23 protein-coding genes are annotated in these 25,186 nt (G+C 61.2%); 13 read left to right on the top strand and 10 right to left on the bottom strand.

Annotation, left to right across the window (positions count from 1 at the left end; all coding sequences use genetic code 11):
• Positions 1-157: 157 nt before the first annotated feature.
• From ACA046_RS06240 to ACA046_RS06225, 4 genes are all read left to right on the top strand, one after another.
• Complete coding sequence (locus ACA046_RS06240) at positions 158-520, top strand: ArsC family reductase (RefSeq protein WP_330208626.1); 363 nt, start codon at positions 158-160, stop codon at positions 518-520.
• Positions 521-553: 33 nt separating this feature from the next.
• Positions 554-1,588, top strand: coding sequence for a 2,3,4,5-tetrahydropyridine-2,6-dicarboxylate N-succinyltransferase (gene dapD / locus ACA046_RS06235; RefSeq protein WP_167665524.1), 1,035 nt, complete (start codon positions 554-556; stop codon positions 1,586-1,588).
• Between the two features lie 69 nt (positions 1,589-1,657).
• Positions 1,658-2,863 carry an aminotransferase class V-fold PLP-dependent enzyme gene (locus tag ACA046_RS06230; protein WP_497676110.1) on the top strand — a complete coding sequence of 402 codons (1,206 nt, stop codon included), beginning with the start codon at positions 1,658-1,660 and terminating at the stop codon, positions 2,861-2,863.
• On the top strand, positions 2,860-3,273 hold the full coding sequence (locus ACA046_RS06225; RefSeq protein WP_169387221.1) for a SufE family protein: 414 nt from the start codon (positions 2,860-2,862) through the stop codon (positions 3,271-3,273). The genes ACA046_RS06230 and ACA046_RS06225 overlap by 4 nt, the downstream gene beginning before the upstream one ends.
• Positions 3,274-3,375: 102 nt before the next feature.
• On the opposite strand, the gene tcdA is transcribed toward ACA046_RS06225, so the two are convergent.
• Entirely contained in the window at positions 3,376-4,200 is an 825-nt protein-coding gene (tcdA, locus tag ACA046_RS06220; protein ID WP_497676109.1) for a tRNA cyclic N6-threonylcarbamoyladenosine(37) synthase TcdA, read from the bottom strand.
• Between the two features lie 218 nt (positions 4,201-4,418).
• Between tcdA and ACA046_RS06215 the strand changes: the two genes are divergently transcribed.
• The 4 genes from ACA046_RS06215 to ACA046_RS06200 all read left to right on the top strand — a co-directional run bounded on the left by ACA046_RS06215 (position 4,419) and on the right by ACA046_RS06200 (position 9,644).
• Positions 4,419-7,010 (top strand): glycosyltransferase, encoded by a 2,592-nt coding sequence (locus ACA046_RS06215; RefSeq protein WP_497676108.1) that lies wholly within the window; start codon positions 4,419-4,421, stop codon positions 7,008-7,010.
• Between the two features lie 217 nt (positions 7,011-7,227).
• The gene (gene dapE, locus ACA046_RS06210; RefSeq protein WP_167665520.1) at positions 7,228-8,379 is read left to right on the top strand and encodes a succinyl-diaminopimelate desuccinylase; all 1,152 of its coding nucleotides are present in this window, start codon (positions 7,228-7,230) and stop codon (positions 8,377-8,379) included.
• On the top strand, positions 8,379-9,188 hold the full coding sequence (locus tag ACA046_RS06205; protein WP_497676107.1) for a putative RNA methyltransferase: 810 nt from the start codon (positions 8,379-8,381) through the stop codon (positions 9,186-9,188). Before dapE ends, ACA046_RS06205 begins: the two co-directional genes overlap by 1 nt.
• Before the next feature lie 78 nt (positions 9,189-9,266).
• Positions 9,267-9,644, top strand: coding sequence for a hypothetical protein (locus ACA046_RS06200; RefSeq protein ID WP_122540682.1), 378 nt, complete (start codon positions 9,267-9,269; stop codon positions 9,642-9,644).
• A 142-nt stretch (positions 9,645-9,786) separates the two neighbouring features.
• Here ACA046_RS06200 and ACA046_RS06195 read toward each other — a convergent pair whose 3' ends face one another.
• Positions 9,787-9,996 carry a cold-shock protein gene (locus ACA046_RS06195; protein ID WP_076015802.1) on the bottom strand — a complete coding sequence of 70 codons (210 nt, stop codon included), beginning with the start codon at positions 9,994-9,996 and terminating at the stop codon, positions 9,787-9,789.
• Between the two features lie 192 nt (positions 9,997-10,188).
• On the opposite strand from ACA046_RS06195, the gene plsB reads away from it, so the two are divergent.
• Genes plsB through ACA046_RS06180 form a run of 3 tightly spaced genes read left to right on the top strand, consistent with a single transcriptional unit; the run spans position 10,189 to position 13,867 of the window.
• Positions 10,189-12,693 carry a glycerol-3-phosphate 1-O-acyltransferase PlsB gene (plsB, locus tag ACA046_RS06190; protein WP_497676106.1) on the top strand — a complete coding sequence of 835 codons (2,505 nt, stop codon included), beginning with the start codon at positions 10,189-10,191 and terminating at the stop codon, positions 12,691-12,693.
• Positions 12,694-12,744: 51 nt separating this feature from the next.
• Positions 12,745-13,149 (top strand): YbaY family lipoprotein, encoded by a 405-nt coding sequence (locus ACA046_RS06185; RefSeq protein WP_497676105.1) that lies wholly within the window; start codon positions 12,745-12,747, stop codon positions 13,147-13,149.
• 28 nt (positions 13,150-13,177) lie between these two features.
• A complete protein-coding gene (locus tag ACA046_RS06180; protein ID WP_497676104.1) occupies positions 13,178-13,867 on the top strand; it encodes a DUF4197 domain-containing protein in 690 nt (229 codons plus the stop codon).
• Positions 13,868-14,272: 405 nt separating this feature from the next.
• On the opposite strand, the gene ACA046_RS06175 is transcribed toward ACA046_RS06180, so the two are convergent.
• Together ACA046_RS06175 and ACA046_RS06170 are read right to left on the bottom strand one after the other, a co-directional pair.
• Positions 14,273-17,338 carry an efflux RND transporter permease subunit gene (locus ACA046_RS06175; RefSeq protein WP_459026454.1) on the bottom strand — a complete coding sequence of 1,022 codons (3,066 nt, stop codon included), beginning with the start codon at positions 17,336-17,338 and terminating at the stop codon, positions 14,273-14,275.
• 6 nt (positions 17,339-17,344) lie between these two features.
• The gene (locus tag ACA046_RS06170) at positions 17,345-18,445 is read right to left on the bottom strand and encodes an efflux RND transporter periplasmic adaptor subunit (RefSeq protein WP_459026452.1); all 1,101 of its coding nucleotides are present in this window, start codon (positions 18,443-18,445) and stop codon (positions 17,345-17,347) included.
• 92 nt (positions 18,446-18,537) lie between these two features.
• Here ACA046_RS06170 and ACA046_RS06165 point away from each other — a divergent pair, with 92 nt between their 5' ends.
• On the top strand, positions 18,538-19,173 hold the full coding sequence (locus tag ACA046_RS06165) for a TetR/AcrR family transcriptional regulator (RefSeq protein WP_459026450.1): 636 nt from the start codon (positions 18,538-18,540) through the stop codon (positions 19,171-19,173).
• A gap of 864 nt (positions 19,174-20,037) precedes the next feature.
• Here the strand turns inward: ACA046_RS06165 and ACA046_RS06160 are convergent.
• Positions 20,038-20,820 (bottom strand): class I SAM-dependent methyltransferase, encoded by a 783-nt coding sequence (locus ACA046_RS06160; protein ID WP_459026448.1) that lies wholly within the window; start codon positions 20,818-20,820, stop codon positions 20,038-20,040.
• A 96-nt stretch (positions 20,821-20,916) separates the two neighbouring features.
• Here ACA046_RS06160 and ACA046_RS06155 point away from each other — a divergent pair, with 96 nt between their 5' ends.
• Positions 20,917-21,537 carry an energy transducer TonB gene (locus ACA046_RS06155; RefSeq protein ID WP_497676103.1) on the top strand — a complete coding sequence of 207 codons (621 nt, stop codon included), beginning with the start codon at positions 20,917-20,919 and terminating at the stop codon, positions 21,535-21,537.
• A 3-nt stretch (positions 21,538-21,540) separates the two neighbouring features.
• Here ACA046_RS06155 and ACA046_RS06150 read toward each other — a convergent pair whose 3' ends face one another.
• From ACA046_RS06150 to tsaB, 5 genes are all read right to left on the bottom strand, one after another.
• Entirely contained in the window at positions 21,541-22,239 is a 699-nt protein-coding gene (locus ACA046_RS06150) for an extensin-like domain-containing protein (protein WP_459026444.1), read from the bottom strand.
• Between the two features lie 6 nt (positions 22,240-22,245).
• Positions 22,246-23,073, bottom strand: a complete 828-nt coding sequence (locus ACA046_RS06145) for an isocitrate lyase/PEP mutase family protein (protein WP_497676102.1) — start codon at positions 23,071-23,073, stop codon at positions 22,246-22,248.
• A 27-nt stretch (positions 23,074-23,100) separates the two neighbouring features.
• The gene (locus ACA046_RS06140; protein ID WP_459026440.1) at positions 23,101-23,961 is read right to left on the bottom strand and encodes a DUF72 domain-containing protein; all 861 of its coding nucleotides are present in this window, start codon (positions 23,959-23,961) and stop codon (positions 23,101-23,103) included.
• Positions 23,961-24,272, bottom strand: a complete 312-nt coding sequence (locus tag ACA046_RS06135) for a hypothetical protein (RefSeq protein ID WP_167664449.1) — start codon at positions 24,270-24,272, stop codon at positions 23,961-23,963. The genes ACA046_RS06140 and ACA046_RS06135 overlap by 1 nt, the downstream gene beginning before the upstream one ends.
• Before the next feature lie 160 nt (positions 24,273-24,432).
• The gene (gene tsaB / locus ACA046_RS06130) at positions 24,433-25,119 is read right to left on the bottom strand and encodes a tRNA (adenosine(37)-N6)-threonylcarbamoyltransferase complex dimerization subunit type 1 TsaB (protein WP_318302223.1); all 687 of its coding nucleotides are present in this window, start codon (positions 25,117-25,119) and stop codon (positions 24,433-24,435) included.
• Between the last annotated feature and the right edge of the window lie 67 nt (positions 25,120-25,186).

The raw sequence follows: 25,186 nt of genomic DNA, 5'->3' as shown, positions 1-25,186 counted from the left end.
CGTTGAAGTGCCATATTAGCCGCCTATGCTGCGCGATGGCCTTTGCACAAAAGTCGCACGCGAGCAAAACGTAATTTTGACGAGCGGCGCCGAAAGCCGCTGGCCATGGCATAATCCGTGACCTTTCATTTGCGTCAGCCCAAAGGGGGGCAATTCCTTGACCGATTCAAGCAAAACGTTGCACCTTTTCGGCATCAAAGCCTGCGACACCATGAAAAAGGCGCGCACCTGGCTCGATGAACACGCTATCCAGTATGAGTTTCATGACTACAAAACGGCCGGTATCGACCGCGAACACTTGACCCAATGGTGCAATGAGCACGGTTGGCAGGTGGTTTTGAACCGTGCGGGCACCACCTTTCGCAAACTCGAAGACGAACGCAAAGCCGATCTCGACCAAGCGAAAGCCATTGAATTGATGCTCGCGCAACCCTCGATGATCAAGCGACCTGTGCTTGATCTCGGTGACAAAACCCTGATTGGCTTCAAGCCAGATAGCTATTCGGCGGCCCTCAAGTAGGCCTGCCCACTCCATTTTTGTAGAGGTAACAGCATGTCCAATTCCCTGTTCAGCCTGGGCTTCGGCGTCGGCACTCAGAACCGCCAAGGTGCTTGGCTGGAAGTGTTTTACGCACAACCGCTGCTCAATCCATCGGCTGAAATCATCGCTGCCATCGCGCCGATCCTCGGTTATACCGAAGGCAACCAGGCGATCACCTTCACCGTCACCCAGGCCCTGCAACTGGCTGACGCGCTCAAAGGCGTCGACGCTGCCCAAGCCGCTCTGTTGAGCCGCCTGGCTGAAAGCCACACGCCACTGGTCGCCACGCTGCTGGCCGAAGACGCCGCACTGACGTCCACCCCTGAGGCTTACCTCAAGCTGCACCTGCTGTCCCATCGCTTGGTCAAGCCACACGGCCTGAGCCTGGCCGGTGTGTTCCCGCAACTGCCGAACGTGGCCTGGACCAGCCAGGGCGCGATCGACATCGCCGAGCTGGCCGAGCGTCAACTGGAAGCGCGCCTGCGTGGTGACCTGCTGGAAGTGTTCTCGGTGGACAAGTTCCCGAAAATGACCGACTACGTAGTACCGAGCGGCGTGCGCATTGCTGATGCCGCGCGCATCCGCCTGGGCGCCTACGTGGGCGAAGGCACTACCGTGATGCACGAAGGTTTCGTCAACTTCAACGCCGGTACCGAAGGCCCGGGCATGATCGAAGGCCGTGTGTCGGCTGGCGTATTCGTCGGCAAGGGTTCGGACCTGGGCGGCGGTTGCTCCACCATGGGCACCCTGTCGGGCGGCGGCAACATTGTGATCAAGGTCGGCGAAGGCTGCCTGATCGGCGCCAACGCCGGTATCGGTATCCCGTTGGGCGACCGCAACACCGTGGAATCGGGCCTGTACGTCACCGCCGGTACCAAGGTTGCACTGCTGGATGAAGCAAACCAACTGGTCAAAGTGGTCAAGGCCCGTGAGCTGGCCGGCCAGCCGGACCTGTTGTTCCGCCGCAACTCCGAGACCGGTGCCGTGGAGTGCAAAACCCACAAATCGGCCATCGAACTGAACGCAGCGCTGCACGCTCACAACTAAGCAGCGACTCGATGCCACTGACGGCCCACACCTGACCGGTGCGGGCCGTTTATACGAGCCTTGATCACCATGCTTGTGCCCTCTCCCTGGCGCGCCGATTTCCCGGCCGTCGCCACCCTGCTACGGCAAGACCAGACCTATCTGGACAGCGCTGCCACCACGCAAAAGCCTCAAGCCTTGTTGGACGCCATCAGCCATTACTACGCCAATGGCGCAGCCAATGTGCACCGTGCCCAGCATTTGCCGGGCGCCCATGCGACCCAGGCGTTCGAGGACAGTCGCAGTAAAGTGGCGCAGTGGCTGAACGTCGGTGACAACGGGCAAATCATCTTCACCCATGGCGCGACGTCGGCGCTGAACCTCCTGGCCTACGGCCTTGAGCACCTATTCAACCCGGGCGACGAGATTGTCATCAGCGCCCTGGAGCACCACGCCAACCTGCTGCCGTGGCAACAACTGGCCAAACGTCGCGGGCTGGAGTTGGTGGTACTGCCGCTTAACGATGACGGCTTGATCGACCTGCGAGCCGCCGCCAGAATGATCGGCCCGCGCACCCGCCTGCTGGCGGTGAGCCAACTGTCCAATGTGCTTGGCGCCTGGCAGCCGTTGCCGCAATTGCTGGCCCTGGCCAAGGCCCACAACGCACTGACGGTGGTCGATGGCGCCCAGGGCATCGTCCATGGTCGCCATGACATGCAGGCCCTGGGCTGCGACTTCTACGTGTTTTCCAGCCACAAGCTCTACGGTCCGGATGGCGTCGGCGTGCTTTACGGTCGCACCGAAGCCCTGCATCACCTGCGCCATTGGCAGTTTGGAGGCGAGATGGTGCAACTGGCCGACTATCAAAGCGCCAGCTTTCGCCCCGCGCCCCTTGGTTTCGAGGCCGGAACACCGCCGATCGCCAGCGTGATCGGCCTGGGCGCAACCCTGGATTACCTGAGTTCCCTGGATCAACACGCGGTGACGGCCCACGAAGCCGCTTTGCACGACTACCTGTTGCGCGGCCTGCAAGCCCGCAACGGCGTGCGCCTGCTGGGTTCGCCGCAAGTAGCCCTGGCCAGTTTTGTGGTGGAAGGCGTGCACAATGCCGACCTCGCCCACTTGCTGACTGAACAAGGGATTGCCGTACGCGCCGGCCATCATTGTGCGATGCCGCTGCTCAAGCAGATGGGATTGTCGGGGGCGATTCGGGTGTCGCTGGCGCTGTACAACGATTCCGATGACCTGGAACGCTTTTTTGAAGCGCTGGATCAAGCCCTGGATATGTTGCGATGAGCTTGCCGGCGGAGGCCGTTGTGGCGCTGCAGGCGTTTCAGGTGGTCGGGAGTTGGGAGCAACGCGCCCGCCTGCTCATGCAATGGGGCGAGCGTCTTCCCGCGTTGCCGGATGAAGACAAGGTCGACGCCAACCTGGTGCAGGGCTGTGAAAGCTTGGTGTGGCTGGTGGGGCGCTTGCAGGATGGCCACTGGCAGTTTGCCGCCAGCAGCGATGCGCGGCTGATACGCGGGCTGGTGGCGTTGTTGCTGGCACGGGTTAACGGTTTGTCTGCCGCTGAGTTGCAGGCGGTCGACTTGCCCGACTGGTTCAATCAACTGGGTCTGTCGCGGCAGCTATCACCGTCACGCAGCAATGGTCTGAATGCAGTGCTTCAGCGCATGCGGAAGTTGAGCCTCACACAAAACTAAATGTGGGAGCGGGCTTGCTCGCGAAGGCGGAGTGTCAGTCACCAGATAGGTCGACTGATACACCGCTTTCGCGAGCAAGCCCGCTCCCACATTTTGATCTTTTCAGGGTGCAGAGATCGGTGTTGCCGGAACTCTGTCAGCAGGCCGGCGCACCCCAGCCACAATCTTGTCCACCGCCTTGGTCGCCGCCACCATGCCAAAAGTCGCGGTGACCATCATCACCGCGCCAAACCCGCCGGCGCAGTCCAGCTTCACGCCATCTCCGACAAAACTCTTCTGCAAACAGATGCTGCCGTCCGGCTTCGGATAACGCAGTTGTTCGGTGGAAAACACGCAGGGCACGCTGTAATGGCGGGTCACGGTGCGAGAGAAGCCATAGTCGCGGCGCAGGGTGGAGCGCACTTTCGACGCCAGCGGGTCATTGAACGTACGGTTCAAATCACACACCTGAATCAGCGTCGGATCAATCTGCCCGCCCGCACCGCCGGTGGTGATGATCTGGATCTTGCGTCGCTTGCACCAGGCGATCAACGCGGCCTTGGCATTGACGCTGTCGATGCAGTCGATCACGCAATCAATGTTCGCAGTGATGTACTCGGCCATGGTCTCGCGGGTGACAAAATCCGCCACCGCATGCACGGTGCAGTCCGGGTTGATGCCCTTCAAGCGCTCAGCCATGACCTCGACCTTGGCCTTGCCCACCGTGCTGTCCAGCGCATGCAACTGACGGTTGCTGTTGCTGACGCACACATCATCCAGGTCAAACAGCGAAATCTCGCCCACCCCACACCGGGCGATGGCTTCCGCCGCCCACGAGCCCACACCGCCCACGCCGACGATGGCCACGTGGGCCGCCTTCAAGCGTTCCAGGCCTTCAATGCCATACAAGCGGGCGACGCCGGCAAACCGTGGATCTTCTGTACTCATGACCATTACCCCAAAAACCGGCGCGCATTATAGGGCGTTGCCGCGACAAGTTCGACGCATCCAGCTACAAGTAAAGAACTTAGGTGAACTTTCGCTGCCCAATGTCCGGTTTTTCTCGGCTTGCTGTACGGTCAGTGAAAGGCCGGTGTAGGATGCGCGCCGTTCGGCGCAGGCCGACACCTCTTTTCGTTCCACACCCTTTGGAACCCGAAATAGCCATGTCATCGCGTAAATTTGGACTCAACCTGGTGGTAGTGCTGGCAATTGCCGCGCTGTTCACCGGCTTCTGGGCGCTGATCAACCGCCCGGTCACTGCCCCTAACTGGCCTGAACAGATCTCCGGTTTTTCCTACTCGCCGTTCCAGCAAGGCCAGTTCCCACAGAAAGACCAGTATCCGACTGACGATCAAATGCGTCAGGACCTTGCGATCATGAGCAAGCTGACGGACAACATCCGTACCTACTCGGTCGACGGCACCCTGGGGGATATCCCCAAGCTGGCGGAAGAGTTCGGCCTGCGGGTGACCCTGGGTATCTGGATCAGCCCGGACCTCGAGCGCAACGAGCGCGAGATCCAGCGTGCCATCGAAATCGCCAACAACTCCCGCAGCGTAGTGCGGGTGGTGGTGGGTAACGAAGCCCTGTTCCGTGAAGAAATCACCCCGGAGGCGCTGATCGTGCTGCTGGACCGGGTGCGCGCCGCCGTGAAAGTGCCGGTGACGACTTCCGAGCAATGGCACATCTGGGAAAAGAACCCGCAACTGGCCAAGCACGTCGACCTGATCGCCGCGCACATCCTGCCGTTCTGGGAATTCATTCCGATGGACAAGGCCGGCCAGTACGTACTCGACCGCGCCCGGGACCTGAAGAAATTGTTCCCGAAAAAGCCGCTGCTGCTGTCGGAGGTTGGCTGGCCGAGTAACGGCCGCATGCGTGGTGGCAATGAAACGTCCCCGGCCGACCAGGCAATTTACCTGCGCACACTGGTGAACAAGCTCAATCGCCAGGGCTACAACTACTTCGTGATCGAGGCTTTCGACCAGCCGTGGAAAGTCAGCGATGAAGGCTCGGCGGGCGCCTACTGGGGCGTGTTCAACGCCGCACGCCAGCAGAAATTCAACTTTGAAGGGCCGGTGGTAGCGATCCCGCAATGGCGGGTGCTGGCCATCGGTTCGGTGGTGCTTGCGCTGCTGTCCCTGACGTTGCTGATGATCGACGGCTCGGCCCTGCGCCAGCGAGGCCGGACCTTCCTGACCTTCATCGCGTTCCTGTGCGGTTCGGTGCTGGTGTGGATCGGTTACGACTACAGCCAGCAATACAGCACCTGGTTCAGCGTTACCGTGGGCATCCTCCTGGCCCTCGGCGCCCTGGGCGTATTCATCGTGCTGCTGACCGAGGCCCATGAACTGGCGGAAGCGGTCTGGACCCACAAACGCCGGCGTGAATTCCTGCCGGTTGAAGGGGATTCGGACTACCGCCCGAAAGTCTCGATCCACGTGCCGTGCTACAACGAGCCGCCGGAGATGGTCAAACAGACCCTCGACGCCCTGGCCGCCCTCGACTATCCGGACTACGAAGTCCTGATCATCGACAACAACACCAAGGACCCGGCCGTGTGGGAGCCTGTGCGCGACTACTGCGAAACCCTGGGCCCGCGCTTCAAGTTCTTCCACGTCTCGCCCCTGGCCGGTTTCAAGGGCGGCGCGCTGAACTACCTGATCCCGCATACCGCCAAGGATGCCGAAGTGATCGCGGTGATCGACTCCGATTACTGCGTGTCGCCAAACTGGCTCAAGCACATGGTGCCGCACTTCGCCGACCCGAAAATCGCTGTGGTGCAGTCGCCACAGGATTATCGCGACCAGAACGAAAGCACCTTCAAGAAGCTCTGCTACGCGGAATACAAAGGCTTCTTCCATATCGGCATGGTCACCCGCAACGACCGCGACGCGATCATCCAGCACGGCACCATGACCATGACCCGGCGTTCGGTGCTTGAAGAGCTGGGCTGGGCCGACTGGTGCATCTGCGAAGATGCCGAGCTGGGCCTGCGGGTATTCGAGAAAGGCCTGTCGGCGGCGTACTACCACGACAGCTACGGCAAGGGCCTGATGCCCGATACCTTTATCGACTTCAAGAAACAGCGTTTCCGCTGGGCCTACGGGGCGATTCAGATCATCAAGCGTCACACCGCGAGCCTCTTGCGCGGCAAGGACACCGAGCTGACCCGTGGCCAGCGCTACCACTTCCTCGCGGGCTGGTTGCCGTGGGTGGCAGACGGCATGAACATCTTCTTCACCGTGGGCGCCCTGCTGTGGTCGGCCGCGATGATTATCGTGCCGACGCGGGTTGACCCGCCGCTGCTGATTTTCGCGATCCCGCCGTTGGCGTTGTTCGTGTTCAAGGTCGGCAAGATCATCTTCCTCTACCGTCGTGCGGTGGGTGTGAACCTGAAAGATGCGTTCTGCGCGGCACTGGCCGGGTTGGCGTTGTCCCACACCATCGCCAAGGCGGTGTTGTACGGCTTCTTCACCACCAGCATTCCGTTCTTTCGTACACCGAAGAACGCCGATAACCACGGTTTCTGGGTCGCGATTTCCGAAGCCCGGGAAGAGATGTTCATCATGCTGCTGTTGTGGGGCGCGGCACTGGGGATTTACCTGGTGCAGGGCCTGCCGAGCAATGACATACGCTTCTGGGTGGTGATGTTGCTGGTGCAGTCGCTGCCGTATGTGGCGGCGCTGATCATGGCGTTCCTGTCGTCGCTGCCGAAACCGGCGCCGAAGGAAGAGCCTGTGAAGGCCGCTTAAAATCCTGCGCAATGCACTAAACGGCGGCCTCTGGCCGCCGTTTTGCTATAAGATAACGGCCCTTTTGCCTTGCACATGACTGTAGGCGCGAGCTTGCTCGCGAAGCACTTGAGATCGACGCGTCCATCCAGACAGGCCGCGTTATCGTTAACGACCTTCGCGAGCAAGCTCGCTCCTACAATTAGAACGTCGCCGCCTCGATTTCCGGAGTTTTCCCATGACGGCCCACGCCGACCTTTCGCCGACCCTCCAACTCGCTATCGACCTGATCCGTCGCCCGTCGGTGACGCCGATCGATGCCGATTGCCAGAAGCTGATGATGCAGCGCCTGGGCGACGCCGGTTTTGCGCTTGAGCCGATGCGCATCGAGGATGTGGATAACTTCTGGGCCACCCACGGCAAACACGAAGGCCCGGTATTGTGCTTCGCCGGCCACACCGACGTGGTGCCGACCGGTCCGGTCAAGGCCTGGCAGAACGATCCGTTCGACGCGTTGATCGACGAAAACGGCATGCTCTGCGGCCGTGGCGCGGCCGATATGAAAGGCAGCCTGGCCGCGATGCTGGTCGCCTCGGAGCGCTTCGTCACCGACTACCCGGACCACAAGGGTTCCGTCGCCTTCCTGATCACCAGCGATGAAGAGGGCCCGGCGCACCACGGCACCAAGGCTGTGATCGAACGCCTCGCAGCCCGCAAGGAGCGCCTGGACTGGTGCATCGTCGGCGAACCATCGAGCACCACCCTGGTGGGTGACGTGGTCAAGAATGGTCGTCGCGGCTCCCTCGGCGCCACCCTGACCGTGCGCGGCGTGCAAGGCCACGTGGCCTACCCGCACCTGGCGAAGAACCCGATCCACCTGGCCGCTCCGGCCCTGGCCGAACTGGCCGCCGAGCATTGGGACGATGGCAACAGCTTCTTCCCGCCCACCAGCTTCCAGATTTCCAACCTTAATTCGGGCACCGGCGCCACCAACGTGATCCCGGGCGACCTGACGGCGGTGTTCAACTTCCGTTTCTCCACCGAGTCCACCGTCGAGGGCCTGCAACAGCGGGTCGCGGCGATTCTCGACAAGCATGGCCTGGACTGGCATGTGGAGTGGGCGCTGTCGGGCCTGCCGTTCCTCACCGAGCCGGGCGCATTGCTCGATGCCGTCTCCGCCAGCATCAAGGCCGTCACCGGCCGCGAGACCAAGGCGTCCACCAGTGGCGGCACTTCCGACGGTCGCTTCATTGCGACACTCGGCACTCAGGTGGTGGAACTGGGCCCGGTCAACGCGACCATCCATCAGGTCAACGAGCGCATCCTCGCCAGCGACCTCGATGTGCTGACCGAAATCTACTACCAGACCCTGATCAAGTTGCTCGCCTGATGCTCGCTTGCCCCATTTGCAGCGCACCGTTACACGAGGTGGACAATGGCGTGGCCTGCCCGGTCGGGCACCGCTTCGACCGCGCGCGCCAGGGTTACCTGAACCTGTTGCCGGTGCAGCACAAGAACAGCCGCGACCCGGGCGATAACCTGGCGATGGTGGAAGCGCGCCGCGACTTCCTCAATGCCGGGCACTACGCCCCGGTGGCCAAGCGCCTTGCCGAACTGGCCGCGGAACGCAAACCCCAGCGCTGGCTGGATATCGGCTGTGGCGAGGGTTACTACACCGCGCAAATCGCCGACACCCTGCTGCGTGCCGATGGTTATGCCCTGGATATCTCCAAGGAAGCCGTCAAGCGCGCCTGCAAACGCAACCCCACGGTGACCTGGTTGATCGCCAGCATGGCCCGGGTGCCGTTGGCCGATGCCAGCTGCCAGTTCCTTGCCAGTGTCTTCAGCCCGCTGGACTGGCTGGAGGCCAAGCGCCTGCTCAGCCCGGGCGGCGGCTTGATGAAGGTCGGCCCGACCAGCGGCCACCTGATGGAGCTGCGCGAGCGCTTGTACGACGAAGTGCGCGAGTACAGCGACGACAAGCACCTGGCGCTGGTACCGGACGGCATGAGCCTGCAGCACAGTGAAACCCTGGAGTTCAAACTCAGCCTGGCCGACCCCAAGGACCGCGCCAACCTGCTGGCGATGACACCCCACGGCTGGCGCGCCAGTGCCGAGCGCCGAGCGCAGGTGATCGAGGCCGCCGAACCGCTGCTGGTCACTGTGTCGATGCGCTACGACTATTTCGTGCTTCAATAACCCATTATTTTGCGGGCCTCTCGAGGCCTGCGCTGAATCCGCGAATGGATTTTCAGAATCCCGCAATGAGGAACATCCATGCGCCAACCTGATATCGAGATTTACCTCAAGGACGCCGACGTCGACTACAAGGCCATCGCCGCCTGGCTGGGCGCCGCCCTGGGCCCGTGCACCGATTGGGTCCAGCGCGGCCAGACCTACAAGTGCACAGCCGGCAGCGTGCCGGTCACCTGGCTGCCGAAAGCCGTAGGCAAATGGAACAGCTTGTACCTGGAAAGCGACCAGACTCCGTGGGAAGACGACATCGCCTGCGCCCGTGCGGCCTTTGCCGCGCTGAACGTCGAAGTGCGTTGCGCGCCGGGCAGCTGGGTTGAGGAAGAAGGTGAAGAAAGCGCGGATACCTGGATTCGTATCAGCGAAGACGGTGAAGAGCAGATCACCTGGAAAACAGCCTGATCTAACGCTGTAAATCCAATCAAAAATGTGGGAGCGGGCTTGCTCGCGAATGCAGTGTGTCAGTCACCTGAGTATCAACTGGCACTCCGCTTTCGCGAGCAAGCTCGCTCCCACATGGGTTATCCGGTGTCGCTGCAATTGTTTACAGGCCCACCACATCCTCAGCCTGCAAGCCCTTCTCGCCCGTCACCACGGCGTATTCCACCTGCTGGCCTTCAGACAACGAACGGTGCCCGTCACCGCGAATGGCGCGGTAGTGCACAAACACATCCTTGCCATCTTCCCGCTGTATAAAGCCGTAGCCCTTGGCGTCGTTGAACCACTTCACATTGCCGGTCTCGCGCGTTGCCATCTGTTTTGCTCCCACATGCTTTTATTAGTACGTTTATTGTTAAGTCGTCGCAGTTGAACTGCCGAGTATAAGACAGGCTCAAAAAGCTTCAACTCAAGATTACTTCGCCGCTTTTTTGCCGATTTTCGGCTAATACTGCACACTAGCGCCCCGAGCATCCGCTCGGTTTTTCCCACTCAAAGCAGAAGCCGTATGACCCGTTCTCCCTTTCGCCGTCTGGTATTTGGCACCTTGCGTCGGCTGTTGTACCTCTGGGTTCGCTCAGAGACGATCAACCAGTCGTCCCTTACCCTGAACCTCGACCGCAGCCGTCCGGTGTTTTACGTCCTGCAATCCCCTTCCCTCACCGAGTTGGCGGTGGTTGATACCGAATGTACCAAGGCCAGCCTGCCGCGCCCGGTACTGCCGGTATCGGTCGGCCCGTTGATGGAACCGGCGGCCTTCTTCTACCTGACGCCCGACCCTGACTGGCTCGGCCGCCAGGACAAGCGTGGCGCACCGCCGACCCTGACCCGCCTGGTGGATGTGCTCACCGAACACGCCGAAGAGAATGCACAGATCATTCCAGTCAGCGTGTTCTGGGGCCAGTCGCCCGACAGCGAGTCCAGCCCCTGGAAGCTGCTGTTCGCCGACAGCTGGGCCGTGACCGGCCGCCTGCGCCGGCTGCTGAGCATCCTGATCCTGGGCCGCAAGACCCGGGTGCAATTCTCCGCGCCCATCAACCTGCGTGAATTGATCGAGCACAATAAAGGCCACGAACGCACCGTGCGCATGGCCCAACGCATCCTGCGGGTGCACTTTCGCAACCTGAAAACCGCAGTGATCGGCCCCGACCTGTCTCACCGGCGCAACCTGGTCAAAGGCCTGGTCAACATGCCGCTGGTGCGCCAGGCGATCCTCGACGAAGCCGAGCGCGAGAACATCACCCCCGAGAAAGCCAAGGCCCAGGCCCTGCGCTACGGCAACGAAATTGCCTCGGACTACACCTACACGGCCATCCGCTTCCTGGAAGTGGTGCTGAGCTGGTTCTGGAACAAGATCTACGACGGCATCAAGGTCAACAACGTCGAGGGCGTGCAAAAGGTCGCCCAGGGCTACGAGGTGATCTATGTGCCGTGCCATCGCAGCCATATCGATTACCTCCTGCTGTCGTACCTGCTGTTCAAGAATGGCCTGACCCCGCCGCACATTGCCGCCGGGATCAACCTGAACATGCCGGTGATCGGCAGCCTGTTGCGCCGTGGCGGGGCGTTTTTCATGCGTCGCACCTTCAAGGGCAACCCGCTGTACACCTCGGTGTTCAACGAATACCTGCACACCTTGTTCACCAAGGGTTTCCCGGTGGAGTACTTCGTCGAAGGCGGACGCTCGCGCACCGGGCGCATGCTGCAACCGAAGACCGGGATGCTGGCGATCACCCTGCGCAGCTTCTTGCGCTCCTCGCGCATGCCCATCGTGTTTGTACCGGTGTACATCGGCTACGAGCGCGTATTGGAAGGCCGGACTTACCTCGGCGAACTGCGCGGTGCGAGCAAGAAGAAAGAGTCGATTTTCGATATTTTCAAAGTGGTCGGCGCCCTCAAGCAGCGCTTTGGCCAGGTCGCGGTGAACTTCGGCGAACCGATCAAGCTGGCTGAATTCCTCGACAGCGAGCAGCCCGACTGGCGTTCCCAGGAACTGGGCCCGAACTACAAGCCGGCATGGCTCAACGAAACCACCAACCGCCTCGGCGAGCGGGTGGCGCAACACCTGAACGAAGCGGCGGCGATCAACCCGGTGAACCTGGTGGCGCTGGCGCTGCTGTCCACCACCCGCCTGGCCCTGGACGAACAAGCCATGGCGCGCCAGCTTGATCTGTATCTGGCGCTACTGCGCAAGGTGCCCTACTCGCCCCACACCACCTTGCCCGAGGGGGATGGCCTGGCGCTGATCAAGCATGTAAAGGACATGAAACTGCTGTCGGAACAGAGCGATGCCCTGGGCAAAATCCTTTATCTGGACGAGCAAAATGCCGTCCTGATGACGTACTACCGCAACAACGTGCTGCACATCTTTGCCCTGCCGGCGCTGCTGGCGAGTTTCTTCCAGAGCAGCTCGCGCATGAGCCGCGAACAGATCCTGCGCTACACCCGCGCGCTCTACCCGTATCTGCAATCGGAGTTGTTTATCCGTTGGCCCCTGGACGAGCTGGACGCGGTGGTCGACCAGTGGCTGGAGGCCTTCGTCGAACAAGGCCTGCTGCGCTTCGAGAACGAGGTGTACCTGCGCCCGGCCCCGAGTTCGCGGCACTTTGTACTGCTGACGCTGCTGTCCAAGAGCATCGCCCAGACCCTGCAACGCTTCTACATGGCTATCTCGCTGCTGCTCAACAGCGGCCAGAACAGCATCAGCGCCGAAGAGCTGGAAGACCTGTGCACCGTCATGGCCCAGCGCCTGTCGATCCTTCACGGGCTGAATGCCCCGGAGTTCTTCGACAAGAGTCTTTTCCGACATTTCATCCAGACGTTGCTGGAGCAAGATGTACTGCGCCGCGACGAGGCCGGCAAGCTGAGCTATCACCCGCTGCTGGGTGAACTGGCCGAAGGCGCGGCCAAGCGCGTGTTGCCGGCGGATATTCGCCTGTCAATTCGCCAGGTGGCCCTGCATCGCAGTGAAGACGCGGCCGACAAGCCCGTCGTACCCGAAGAAACACACTAGAGTGACCGAGGCGCCAGGGTGTTTCTGGCGCCGCTGACAAGGAGCTGTACCATGAAAAAAATCATCCTCCTGGGCCTGACCGCCCTGCTGGGAGCCTGCCAGACCATGAGCCCCACGCCCACCAAAGCCAGCCTCGACGGCGAAGTGTTCTACCTGCAACGCATCGCCCTGCCGCCCGCCGCCACCTTGAGCGTGACCCTGCAAGACGTGTCCTTGATGGACACCCCGGCCGTGACCCTGGCCGAGCAGAAAGGCCCGGTGAAAGGCCAGGTGCCACTGCCCTTCCACCTGAGCTACGACCCGGCCCAAGTCAAGCCTGGCCACAGTTACTCGGTCAGCGCTCGCATCGAACTGGATGGCAAGCTACTGTTTATTACCACCGAACGGCACTCCGTACAGTTGAACGGCCAGGATCCACAACCGCTGCGCGTACGCGTGGATGCGGTTGCACACTGATTAAAAAATCGATCATAAGGAAGCGCCCATGCTCCGTAACTCCCTTCGCCTCACTGCCCTGTGCGCCGGCCTGCTGTTCGGCGCCAACGCCATGGCCTTGTCCCTCGGCAGCCTTTCCCAGGGCGACGCTGCCGGCGGCCTCAAGGATGCACTGACCCAAGGCGCGCAGATTGCCGTCAAACAACTGGGCGTGCCCGGCGGCTTCAGCAACAACCCCGAAGTGAAAATCGGCCTGCCGGGCAAGCTGGGCAAAGTCGCCGACAAGTTGAAGATGTTTGGCATGGGTGACCAGGTCAACCAACTGGAAGCCAGCATGAACAAGGCGGCCGAAACTGCCGTTACCCAGGCTCAGCCGATCCTGGTAAACGCGGTGAAAAACATGAGCGTGACCGATGCCAAGGGCATCCTCAGTGGTGGCCAGGACTCCGCCACCCAGTACCTGAACAAAAGCAGCCGTGACGAGATCCGGGCCAAGTTCCTGCCGATCGTTAAAGCGGCCACCGACAAGGTCGGCGTGGCCCAGCAGTACAACGCCCTAGCGGGCAAGGCGGCGACCTTTGGCGCGATTGATGCCAAGAGTGCCAACGTCGAAAGCTACGTGACCGAGCAGGCGCTGGACGGGCTGTTCAAGATGATTGCGCAGCAGGAGGAGACCATTCGCAAGAACCCGGCAGCCGCGGCGACCAGTTTGGCGAAAAAAGTGTTTGGCAGCTTGTAAGCCAACAGGATCGCCCCTCTGCCCGGGGCGATCCCTTCCTCTGTTGCTATGCGTTGCGAACGAGGGACAACGACTCCATCGCAACCAGCCCAAAGTTGATTTTTCCTGTCTGGTAGTCCGAATTCGTTGAACAGGATTTTGGCGGGCATTCGGGCTCTGGCGGCCTTGTCTCGCAAGGCTTTGGCTTCGAGCACTCGGGCTCTGGCGGTTTAGGAGGGCGAGCAATCATTCGTATGATGGAACAAATACACATAGGGCAATCCTTCAATCCGTTTAGACGTCTTCACTTACCGGCGACAGCAACCGCCAGAGCCGGTAAATCAGTACCTGCAATCAGGTAGTCCCTAAGTGGAAGGAACGTCCGAAAACGTTCCCTGTCCCCCTGGAATATGAAGACCTCCCGCCTTACACCACATCCTTCCTGACCCTGAACCAGGCCGCATACAACGCCGGCAGGAACAATAGCGTCAACGCCGTCGCCACAATCAAGCCGCCCATGATCGCCACGGCCATCGGCCCGAAGAACACGCTGCGAGACAGCGGGATCATCGCCAATACGGCGGCCAGGGCAGTCAATACGATTGGCCGGAAGCGTCGCACCGTCGCCTCGATAATTGCCTGCCAGGGAGCCAGGCCGGCCTTGATGTCCTGTTCAATCTGGTCCACCAGGATCACCGAGTTGCGCATGATCATCCCCGACAACGCGATGGTCCCCAGCATCGCCACGAACCCGAAGGGTTGGCGGAACACCAGCAGGAACAGCGTCACCCCGATCAACCCCAACGGCGCAGTGAGAAACACCATCGCCGTGCGTGAGAAGCTGCGCAGTTGCAGCATCAGCAAGGTCAGCACCACCACGATAAACAGCGGCACGCCAGCCTTCACCGAGTTCTGCCCACGGGCGGAATCCTCCACCGTGCCGCCGACTTCCAGCAGGTAACCGTCCGGCAGTTCGGCGCGTACGCCCTCCAGGGTTGGCAGGATTTGCTGGACCAGGGTTGCCGGTTGCTCCTTGCCGTAGATATCGGCGCGGATGGTCACCGTCGGCAGACGGTTGCGGTGCCAGATGATGCCTTCTTCAAAGCCGTATTCCAGGGTCGCGATCTGCGACAGCGCAACGCTCTTGCCGTTGTCGGTCGGCACCGCCAGGCTTGGCAGCAACGACAGTTCAGTACGCTCATGCACAGTGCCGCGCAGCAGGATCTCGATCAACTCGTTGTCTTCGCGGTACTGGCTGACGCTGGAACCTGTGAGGGAACTCTGGAGGAATTTCGACAGGTTGGCGGTGCTCACGCCGAGGGCGCGGGCGCGGTCCTGGTCGACGTTGAGGTAGACGATCTTGCTCGGTTCTTCCCAGTCCAGGTGGACGTTGACCACGTGGGTATTTTCGCGAACCTTGGCCGCCACTTTCCGCGCCAGGGCCCGGACTTCTTCGATGTGCTCGCCCGTCACCCGGAACTGCACGGGGTAGCCAACAGGTGGGCCGTTTTCAAGACGCGTGACCCGCGAGCGCAGGTCCGGGAACTGTTCGTTGAGGGTCTCGATCAGCCAGGTGCGCAGGCTTTCGCGCTCCTCGATGGTTTTGGCCAATACCACAAACTGGGCGAAGCTGGCGGCCGGCAGTTGCTGGTCCAGCGGCAGGTAGAAACGTGGCGAACCTGTACCGACATAGGCCACGTAATTTTCAATACCTGCATGTTCCTTGAGCAACGCTTCAAGGCGTTTGACCTGGTCAGCCGTATTGCTCAGCGAAGCGCCTTCAGCCAGTTTCAGGTCGACCATCAACTCCAGTCGCCCGGAAGCCGGGAAGAACTGCTGGGGCACAAAGCGAAACAGCGCCACCGAGCCGATAAACAACAGCAAGGTCAGGACGATCACCGTCTTGCGGCGACGCACGCACCACTCCACCAGGCGCCTTACGCGCTGATAGAACGGCGTGCCGTAGGGATCCGGCCCGTCGGTGCCATGCTTGGCCGCATGAATCTTCGCCAGGTCCGGCAGAAGTTTTTCCCCCAAGTACGGCACGAACACCACGGCGGCGACCCACGAGGCCAGCAGTGCGATGGTCACTACCTGGAAGATCGAACGGGTGTATTCACCGGTGCTCGACTGTGCGGTGGCAATCGGCAGGAAACCCGCCGCGGTGATCAGCGTACCGGTGAGCATCGGAAAAGCGGTGCTGGTCCAGGCGAAACTCGCAGCCTTGAGCCGGTCGTACCCCTGTTCCATTTTGATCGCCATCATTTCCACGGCGATGATCGCGTCGTCTACCAGCAAGCCGAGTGCGAGCACCAACGCGCCGAGGGAGATTTTGTGCAGGCCGATGCCGAGGTAATACATGGTGGCAAAGGTCATGGCCAACACCAGCGGAATCGCCAGGGCGACCACCATGCCGGTGCGCACCCCCAGGGAGAAGAAGCTCACCAACAACACAATCGCCAGGGCTTCCGCCAGCACTTGGACGAATTCGCCGACACTGGTTTTTACCGCAGCCGGTTGGTCCGACACCTTGCGCAGTTCCATGCCGGCAGGAAGGTTCTTCTGCAGGCGTGCAAATTCGCCTTCCAGGGCCTTGCCCAACACCAGGATGTCGCCACCGTCGCGCATGGCCACGGCCAGGCCAATGGCATCGTCGCCCATGTAGCGCATGCGCGGTGCCGGTGGATCGTTAAAGCCGCGATGAATCTCGGCCACGTCGCCGATACGGAAGGTGCGATCGCCGACGCGGATCGGGAAGTCGCGAATCTCTTTAACGGTCTTGAAGTTGCCGGAAACCCTTAGCTGCACACGCTCGCTCGGGGTTTCAAAGAAGCCGGCGGTCGACACTGCGTTCTGCTCTTGCAGCGCCTGTTGAACGGCGGCCAGCGGCAAGCCGAGGGTGGCGAGCTTGAGGTTGGACAGCTCGATCCAGATCTTCTCGTCCTGCAAACCCAACAGTTCGACCTTGCCGACATCCGGCACCCGTTGCAGCTGAATCTGGATGCGGTCGGCGTAGTCCTTGAGCACGGCATAGTCGAAGCCGTCGCCGGTCAGGGCGTAGATATTGCCGAAAGTGGTGCCGAATTCATCGTTGAAAAACGGGCCCTGGATATCCGGCGGCAAGGTCTGGCGAATATCGCTGATCTTCTTGCGCACCTGGTACCAGAGGTCCGGGATCTGCGCGGAGTGCATCGAGTCCCGGGCCATGAAAGTGACTTGGGATTCACCGGGGCGCGAGAAGGAAACGATGCGCTCGTAGTCGCCGGTCTCCATCAGTTTTTTTTCAATACGCTCGGTGACCTGACGCGAGACGTCCTGAGCGGTCGCACCCGGCCAATTGGTCTTGATGACCATGGCCTTGAAGGTAAACGGCGGGTCTTCGCTTTGTCCCAGCTTGGTGTAGGACAGAGTGCCAACCACCGCCAGCAGGATCATCAGGAACAGTACGATCTGGCGATTACGCAACGCCCATTCGGAAAGATTGAAACCCATCGGGGACTACTCCTTGGCCGCCAGACTTACCACTCGGTTGGAGCGATCCACCGGGCGCACTTGCTGACCCTCGTGGAGTACATGCACACCGGCGGCGATCACCCAGTCTGTTGCGCTCAAGCCTTCCAGCACCGGCACGGTCTTCTCGCCAAAGGCACCGATGCGCACCGGTGTGCGCTTGAGGGTGTTGTCGGGTTGCACCACCCAGACGTAGGACGCACCGTTCTCCGCGCTGAGGGCAGACAGCGGCACCGCCAGGGGAATCACGCCGTCTGCCTGTATGAATACGCGAGCGCTCTGCCCCAGTTCAGCAGGCACCTTGCCGCCGGTAAACGCGACGCGGGCGGCGAAGGTTCGCGACTTTGGATCGGCGGCGGGCGACAGTTCGCGGATGCGGCCGTTGAAGCGCTGGTCGGGCTGGCTCCATAACTCCACGGACACCGGCTGGCCAATCTTGAAGCGCCCGAAGCTTTGCTCCGGCAGGCTGATCAGCACCTCCCGCTCACCATCGGTGGCCAGGGTAAATACGGTCTGGCCGGCAGACACCACTTGGCCGACTTCCACCGCACGCTTGGCGACCACACCATCCTGGGGCGCGCGCAGTACGGCGTAACCGGCCTGGTTATTGGCCACGTCGAATTCGGCCTTGATCTGCTTGAGGCGGGCTTCACCGGAGCGGTAGAGATTTTCGGAATTGTCGTACTGGGAACGGCTGACCATCTGACGGTCCATCAGGGTCTTGTAGCGGTCACGTTCGGCGCGCACCAGGCTCAGGTTGGCCTCGGCGGCGGCGACCTGGGCGCGGGTGGCTTCGAGTTGCAGGCGTACGTCCTGGGGGTCGAGTTCTGCCAGGGGCTGGTTGGCCTTGACGCGCTCGCCCTCCTCCACCAGTCGTCGGCTGACTTTACCGCCGATGCGAAAGGCCAGGTCGGGTTCATAACGGGCGCGCACTTCGCCCGGGTAGCTGTCAGAAGCCTGCGCCGAAGGCTCTGGCTGAACCACCATGGCCGGGCGGATGGTGGTTTGCGCGGCGTCTTCATGGCCACAGGCAGCCAACAGGAATAACAAGCTGGCAGGCAACGCGAGTGGCAGGAAATAGCTGCGCATGCTGAAGGACCTTTCGCTAATGGAGCTAGGAATAATTATACTGGCCAGTATGTTATTAATACCAAACTCACCAGTCCAGTAATAAAGTGAAAATGTCTGACAATCCTGTAAACACCAATAGCCCCGGGCGTCCCAAGGACATGGCAAAACGCCAGGCGATCCTCGATGCGGCGAAGATCCTGTTTTTGAGTAATGGGTATGCCAGTACCAGCATGGATGCCGTGGCAGTGGAGGCCGGGGTGTCGAAGCTGACGGTGTATAGCCACTTCACCGACAAGGAGACGCTGTTCTCGGCGGCGGTGGTCGCCAAGTGCGAAGAGCAGCTACCGGTAATGTATTTTGAGTTGCCCGAAGGTATGCCGGTGGAGAAGGTGCTGCTCACTATCGCTCGCGGGTTTCATGTGCTGATCAACAGCGAGGAGTCGGTGAACTTGCATCGGTTGATGATGACTTCCGGGAGTCAGGATCCGAAGTTGTCGCAGATCTTTTTCGAGGCTGGGCCGATGCGTATGTTGCAGGGGATGGAGCGGCTCCTCGGTAAGATCGACCAGAGTGGCGCACTGCGTATTGCCAAGCCGTTCACCGCAGCGGAGCACTTTTTTTGCTTGCTCAAGGGCACGGCGAATTTTTGTTTGCTGTATGGGTGCGGGGGGCAGTTGAGCGCTGAGGCGGCCGAGGAGCATGTGCAGGAGGTTGTGGGATTGTTTATGCGGGCTTATCGGGTTTGATGTGGTTTTTCGGCGTTTTTGAACGGGGGGCATATCCGTTATTTGGGTAACGGCCGCCTATGGTTCCGCTCTTACAGCGGCTCACTTTTGAACAGCGCAAAAGTAAGCAAAACGCTCTTGCCCCACCACTCGGCACCTCGCTTAGGCTCGGTGTGCCCTCAGCTCCGGCAGCACGAAGCGGGCCGCCGCGACGGGGCGTCCCTGCCCCGTCGCGGCTAAACCGGCGTCCTGCCGGTTTACCCGCTCCGTACTGCCTGCGTTCGGCCAGCGTGGTTTAACGGGGCGCCTAAGATCAAGATCAAAAGCAGATCAAGGGCACAGCGGCCTACAGGCCGGCTTGAGTGTGATGAAGCAACAGCAAAATCAGAAGCTAAAGCGGGCACGGTCCAAATGTGGGAGCGGGCTTGCTCGCGAAGGTCGTTAACGATGACGCGGGCATCCTGATTCAACGCGGCGTTCTCAGGTTCTTCGCGAGCAAGCTCGCTCCTACAGGAAAGCAGCTCTGTTTTTGCTTTTAACACTCAAGCCGGCCTGTAGGCCGCTGTGCTCTGCTTTTGATCTGCTTTTGATTTTGATCTGTGGGCCCCGTCAACCACGATGGCCGCAAGCAGGCACGGTGGAGCGGGTAAATCGGCAGGGAAGCCGATTTAGCCGCGCCGGGCCATGGATGGCCCGTCGCGGCGGCCCGCGGAGACGGGCCGGAGTGCGGGCATGCCGAGCCTAGGCGAGGCACCGAGTGGTGGGGCAGAGACCTTTTGGTTACTTTTGGCTGGGCCGGCATTCCGGGCGTTTGCCAAAAGTGACCCGCTGTAAGAGCGGAACCATAAGTAGCCGTTACCTAAATAACGGATATGTACCCAAACCTCAGGACTTCAGCGCTTTCTTAGGATAAATGTCATACCGACTGGACTTCCCATCCAACGCATGACTCGGCTTCACCCCCTCAATACACGGCGCCTTACGCGGCCGCTTAACCACCACCCGATGGCTGGCCAAAGCCAACGCCGCCGCCAACAACGCCGGCGCATCCGGATCATCCCCCACCAAGGGCCGAAACAACCGCATCTCCTTCTTCACCAACGCAGTCTTCTCCCGATGAGGAAACATCGGATCCAGATAAATCACCTGAGGCGGCTCCCCCTCCCAACTGCGCATCACCTCAATCGAATTGCCCTTGAGCAACTTCATCCGGGCCACAATCGGCGCCACCTCAAAATCCTCAGCCCCGCGCGCCAGACCATCCTCCAGCAACGCCCCAATCAACGGCTGCCGCTCGATCAGGCTCATCTCGCACCCCAGGCTAGCCAGTACGAAAGCATCCTTGCCCAACCCCGCCGTAGCGTCCAACACCCGTGGCCGCACGCCCTGAGCCACGCCCACCGCCTTGGCAATCATCTGCCCGCTGCCACCACCGTACAAACGCCGGTGCGCCGCACCACCTTCCACAAAATCCACCCGCACCGGCCCAGGCGCGTCAGGCCCCAGTTGTTGCAACTGCAGGCCCTGCTCGCTCACCTGCAAGGCAAAGTCCGCCTCATCCAGATGCAAAGGCAACCCAAGCTGCTCGGCCCATTGCTGGGCACGGGCCTGAAAACCTTCAGCCAAGGCCTCGACCCGAATGCGGCTGGCCGCTGGTTGTTCGCTCATCGGTGACTACGCTCAAAAATATTAAGGATCGGCGAAAAGCGGCCGATAAAAAAAAGGATCAGGCATTTTGCCAGAGCTGAGCGACGATCGAGAGAAATGTCAGACATTCCTTCGCTATTTACCGGTGTACTGCCGACCCACAACCACTTCGGCCTGCGCAATACCCAAGCGCTGGCCGGCGTCAGTCATGTGTGGCAGGACTTCTTCGCCCAAGCATTGGCCGAACAGCTCGGCGACACGCCCGGCGCGCTCGCCAAGTCCGTGGCAATGCCGGTAGATCCGTCGGTTGAACCCAGTGAAGGCAGTGACCTCCTGTCGCAGATCGTCACCCAACGCGCGTGTGACGTGAAAGACACCGAGATCGCCCCGCCCGAGCCGCTGTTCCTGCCCATCGCCGAATTCGAACTGGAATTGCTGCCACCGGCCCCGCCACCGTACCCGGCGGAAGAAGTGGTCGCCCAGCAAAAACAGCAGAACTTCGAAAGCGGTTGGGTGCGCCCTATCGTCCTGACCGCCGGCCAACCGCTGCCCGTGCCTGGCCCGGCGCCTCAGCCACGCCCACTGCATTTGCCGATTGCCGAATTCGAGCTGGACCTGCTGCCACCGCCACCGCCGCCATTCCCGGCAGAAGAGCTGGTTGAGCAACAAAAAGCCCTGGACTTCGACAGCCGCTGGGCTCGCCCGCTGATTATCCACAACCTGCGCCTGGCGGCCTGATTCTCAGCGACACACCCACCAACGCCCCATGTCGAGATGAAAGTGGTTTCGGTGGGCGGCGTTGTAATCCGGGCTCAACACCACGTTGAAATCCTTGCAGGCGCCATCGCGCACTTGCCGCAGAAACTTCGCGCCCTCGCCGCCGCCCGGCCAATCCTTGAACACATTGATGGTGCGCCCGTCCGCCAGGCGAAAGCCGGCGATATCCAAAGCATTCGCCGACGCGTGCTGGCTGAGGCGCCCATCGGCACGGTTGTAGATATTGCGACAGGCAAAGCTGCCGAGGTGATCAACCCGTGTCACCGCCTGGCCAAACACCGCCTGGGCCGCGGGTTGCAGGCTGTGGCGCTCGAACAGGGCGAACGCCACGGCCAGCGGGCAACTGGCGAGAAAGCTGCTGCTCAGACCGACCTCCGCCCCCTGGACGCGCAAGGTATTGCGCAGCGGACAGGCGGCATCGGCAGGGCTGTCTGCCTGATGGGTGACCCGCAGCCCGGAGGTTTTCAGCACCTGGTCACACAGCGCAGGATCATCCTGCAGGCGCCCAAGCTTGAATCGGGTCAACAGGTTCGGGCTTGCGCGCACGTCCAGCGGTGCCCACGGATTCCAGTCATCGGGCAGCGGCACCCAGCCTCGCCACACGCCGACAAACAGGCCGCCCGCCAACACGAGCAACACACCCAGCACTTTGAAGAAGCGCACGATCCCTCAACCCTTGAACAGTTGATTGGCCTGGCTGAACGGCATCGAGCGTTCGGTAAAGGTAAACGTCCCCAGTTCATGAACCTCCTGGGCCGCCCTGAAGAACTCTCCATAAGCCGCCAGGGCCATGGCCGAACCCACGCTGATGCGCTTTACGCCCAGCTCGCTCAACTGCGCCACGCTGAGTTTCAGGGCGCCTGACATCAAGATATTCACCGGTTTGGGCGCGACCGCCTTCACCACGGCCAACACTTCCTCGGCACTGCGCAGGGCCGGTGCATACAGCACGTCGGCACCGGCTTCGGCGTAGGCCTGGAGGCGGCGGATGGTGTCGGGCAAATCCAGCCGGCCATGCAGGAGGTTTTCTGCACGGGCGGTCAGCGTGAAGGGGAACGGCAGGCTGCGGGCAGCAGCGACCGCCGCTTCGACACGTTCGACGGACAAATCAAAAGGATAGATCGGGTCGACGGCAATCCCGGTGGCGTCTTCGATGGAGCCACCGACAATGCCAGTCGCTGCCGCCCGCAGGATGGTCTCGGCGCAACCTTGGGGCGTGTCGCTGAAGCCGTTTTCCAGGTCGGCGGCAACGGGCAGCGAGGTGGCCTGGACGATCGCCCCGGCATTGCCCAAGGTGTCTTCCAGGGACAACGCACCTTCGGCATCCGGGCGGCCGAGGCTGAAGGCGAAGCCGGCGCTGGTGGTGGCCAGGGCTTCGAAACCCAGGCTGGCGAGCATTTTTGCGGAACCGGCATCCCACGGATTGGGCATCACGAAGGCACGGTCACGCTCATGCAGGGCCTTGAAGGTTTCGGCGCGAAGGGTTTGGGCATCCATGACTGACTCCTGTCGGGAAAAGGAGCCTTAGAGTAACCCTAGTTGCTCCGCTTCGGGTTCTCGATGAATCTGCGGCAAGGCCGGCAAGCCGGGCAAACGCACCATCAGCTTTTCATGAAAGCGCAGGGCCAGTTGGGCCGCCAGGCGATTGTCAGAGGTGTGGAGAAAGACATAGGGCGTGCGACCCTCTTCGATCCAGCCGGCGACCTTTTCAACCCAGGGCACCAGGAACGGGTCATTGGCTTCCAGCTCCGGATGGCCAATAAAGCGCACTTGCGGAAACTGCGTCAGCGCCGCCGGGCGAGGCGGCACCTTGGGCTTTTTCGATTGGGCGTGCAGCACGGCTGCCGAGGTGGACGTGCAACTGAACAGCGCACGCGGGTCCAGGCAGATGCGCTCGACACCCCGGTCGCGCAGCAAGCGGTTGAGACTGCGCTCGGCGCCGCCCTTGGCAAAGAACTCCGAGTGACGCACTTCCACCGCCAACGGTCGCTCCAACCCATCGATAAACCCGGCCAACTCACCCAGGCGCTGCGGAGTAAAACTGGCCGGCAGTTGCAGCCACAATGGCGAAATACGCTCGCCCAACGGGCTCATCAACCCAAGAAAACTTTCCGCCGCCGGCAACTGCTCAATCAAGTTGCCACTATGGCTGATATCACCCGGAAACTTGGCGGTGAAACGAAAATGTTCGGGCATGATTTCAGCCCAGCGCTGCACGGTAGCGACGGAAGGACGGGCATAGAACGTGGTGTTGCCCTCAACGGCGTTGAAGACGTGGGAATACAGGGCGAGGTAATCGCTGGAACGGGCGTCGGCGGGATACAGGTATTCGCGCCAGGCGTTTTCACTCCAGGACGGACAACCGAGGTAGTAAGGCAACAGCATCAGATATGGATATCGAGGCCCAGCACTTCCATATCCCATTCGACAAAGCCGGCGGTGGTCAGGTAGCTGGCCAGGGCATTGGCGACGTTTTTGCTCATGGAGCGCGGGAAGACCATGTCTTGCTGGCGGGCGGGTACACCGCTGATGCGTTCGCCGTTGGAGCCATGGGAACGAGCAGAAACAGCAGTTGAGTCAGACTGGATTTCAACAAAGTCGGGCGAGTCTTCGACGGAGTCGTCTACCGTCACGTTCGCCTTGCGAGGCTTACGCTTGAGGGGGTAGGACTGTGATGAAAAGCCGTCTATGCGCATACATGCGAACTCGGTATCGGTGATGGCATTTTAGTGGCGCCCTCCATTGCGCGCAAATGCTCTGGTGATAACTAGAACACATAATTGGTAAAAGGTTTAAAAGCGCGGGCAAATTCTGACGATTGGCGATTTTTGCCTGAAATTGCCCGCATTTTTGACGTCAAATAATGCCGCGTTCAGCCTTGGTTTGCGCCACTTTATCCCGCAAGTACACAGGCGCTGCCTGGTCGGCCGCAATTGCCTCGCCCCGCTCCCAGGCAAAGCGTGCCAAGGCCAGCAGGTCTTCGGCATGGGGCAACATTGCGGCATCCTGGCCCGCAAGCGTCACGCCAATGCGTTCGCCGTAACCCCAGCCGGTGCCAGCACCGAACCAGTCGCCGCTGGCATCAGCCGGCAAGGCCGCCGTTTCAGGCGGCAACACGGCTTCAGCACCCACCAGGCGCATCTCGCCAGCGGTTTCGCGGTAGCAACCCCAATACACTTCGTCCATGCGCGCATCGATGGCCGCCGCAACCTGGCTGGCGCCGTGTTCGCGAAACGCCCGCTGCGCCAGCACCGCCAGGTTGGACACTGGCAATACCGGACGCTCGAGAGCAAATGCCAATCCCTGAACCACGCCAATAGCGATGCGCACACCGGTAAACGCACCCGGGCCACGTCCGAACGCGATGGCGTCCACGGCCGACAAGGTGGTGCCCGCGTCCAGCAGCAGTTGCTTGATCATCGGCAACAGCTTCTGCGCGTGCAGGCGCGGGATCACCTCGTAGTGGCTTGTGACCTTGCCATCGTGCAGCAGGGCAACGGAGCAAGCTTCAGTCGCGGTGTCCAGGGCCAGCAAGGTGCTCATCGGTGTATGCATCCACGTTGAAAAAAAGTGCGTCAGTATAAACAACAAAGGCCCGCAAGCGGGCCGT

It is taken from the genome of Pseudomonas sp. LBUM1641 (assembly GCF_059716235.1).
The sequence above is the reverse complement of the archived record's forward strand: the minus strand, read 5'-3'. Positions and strand labels throughout refer to the sequence as shown.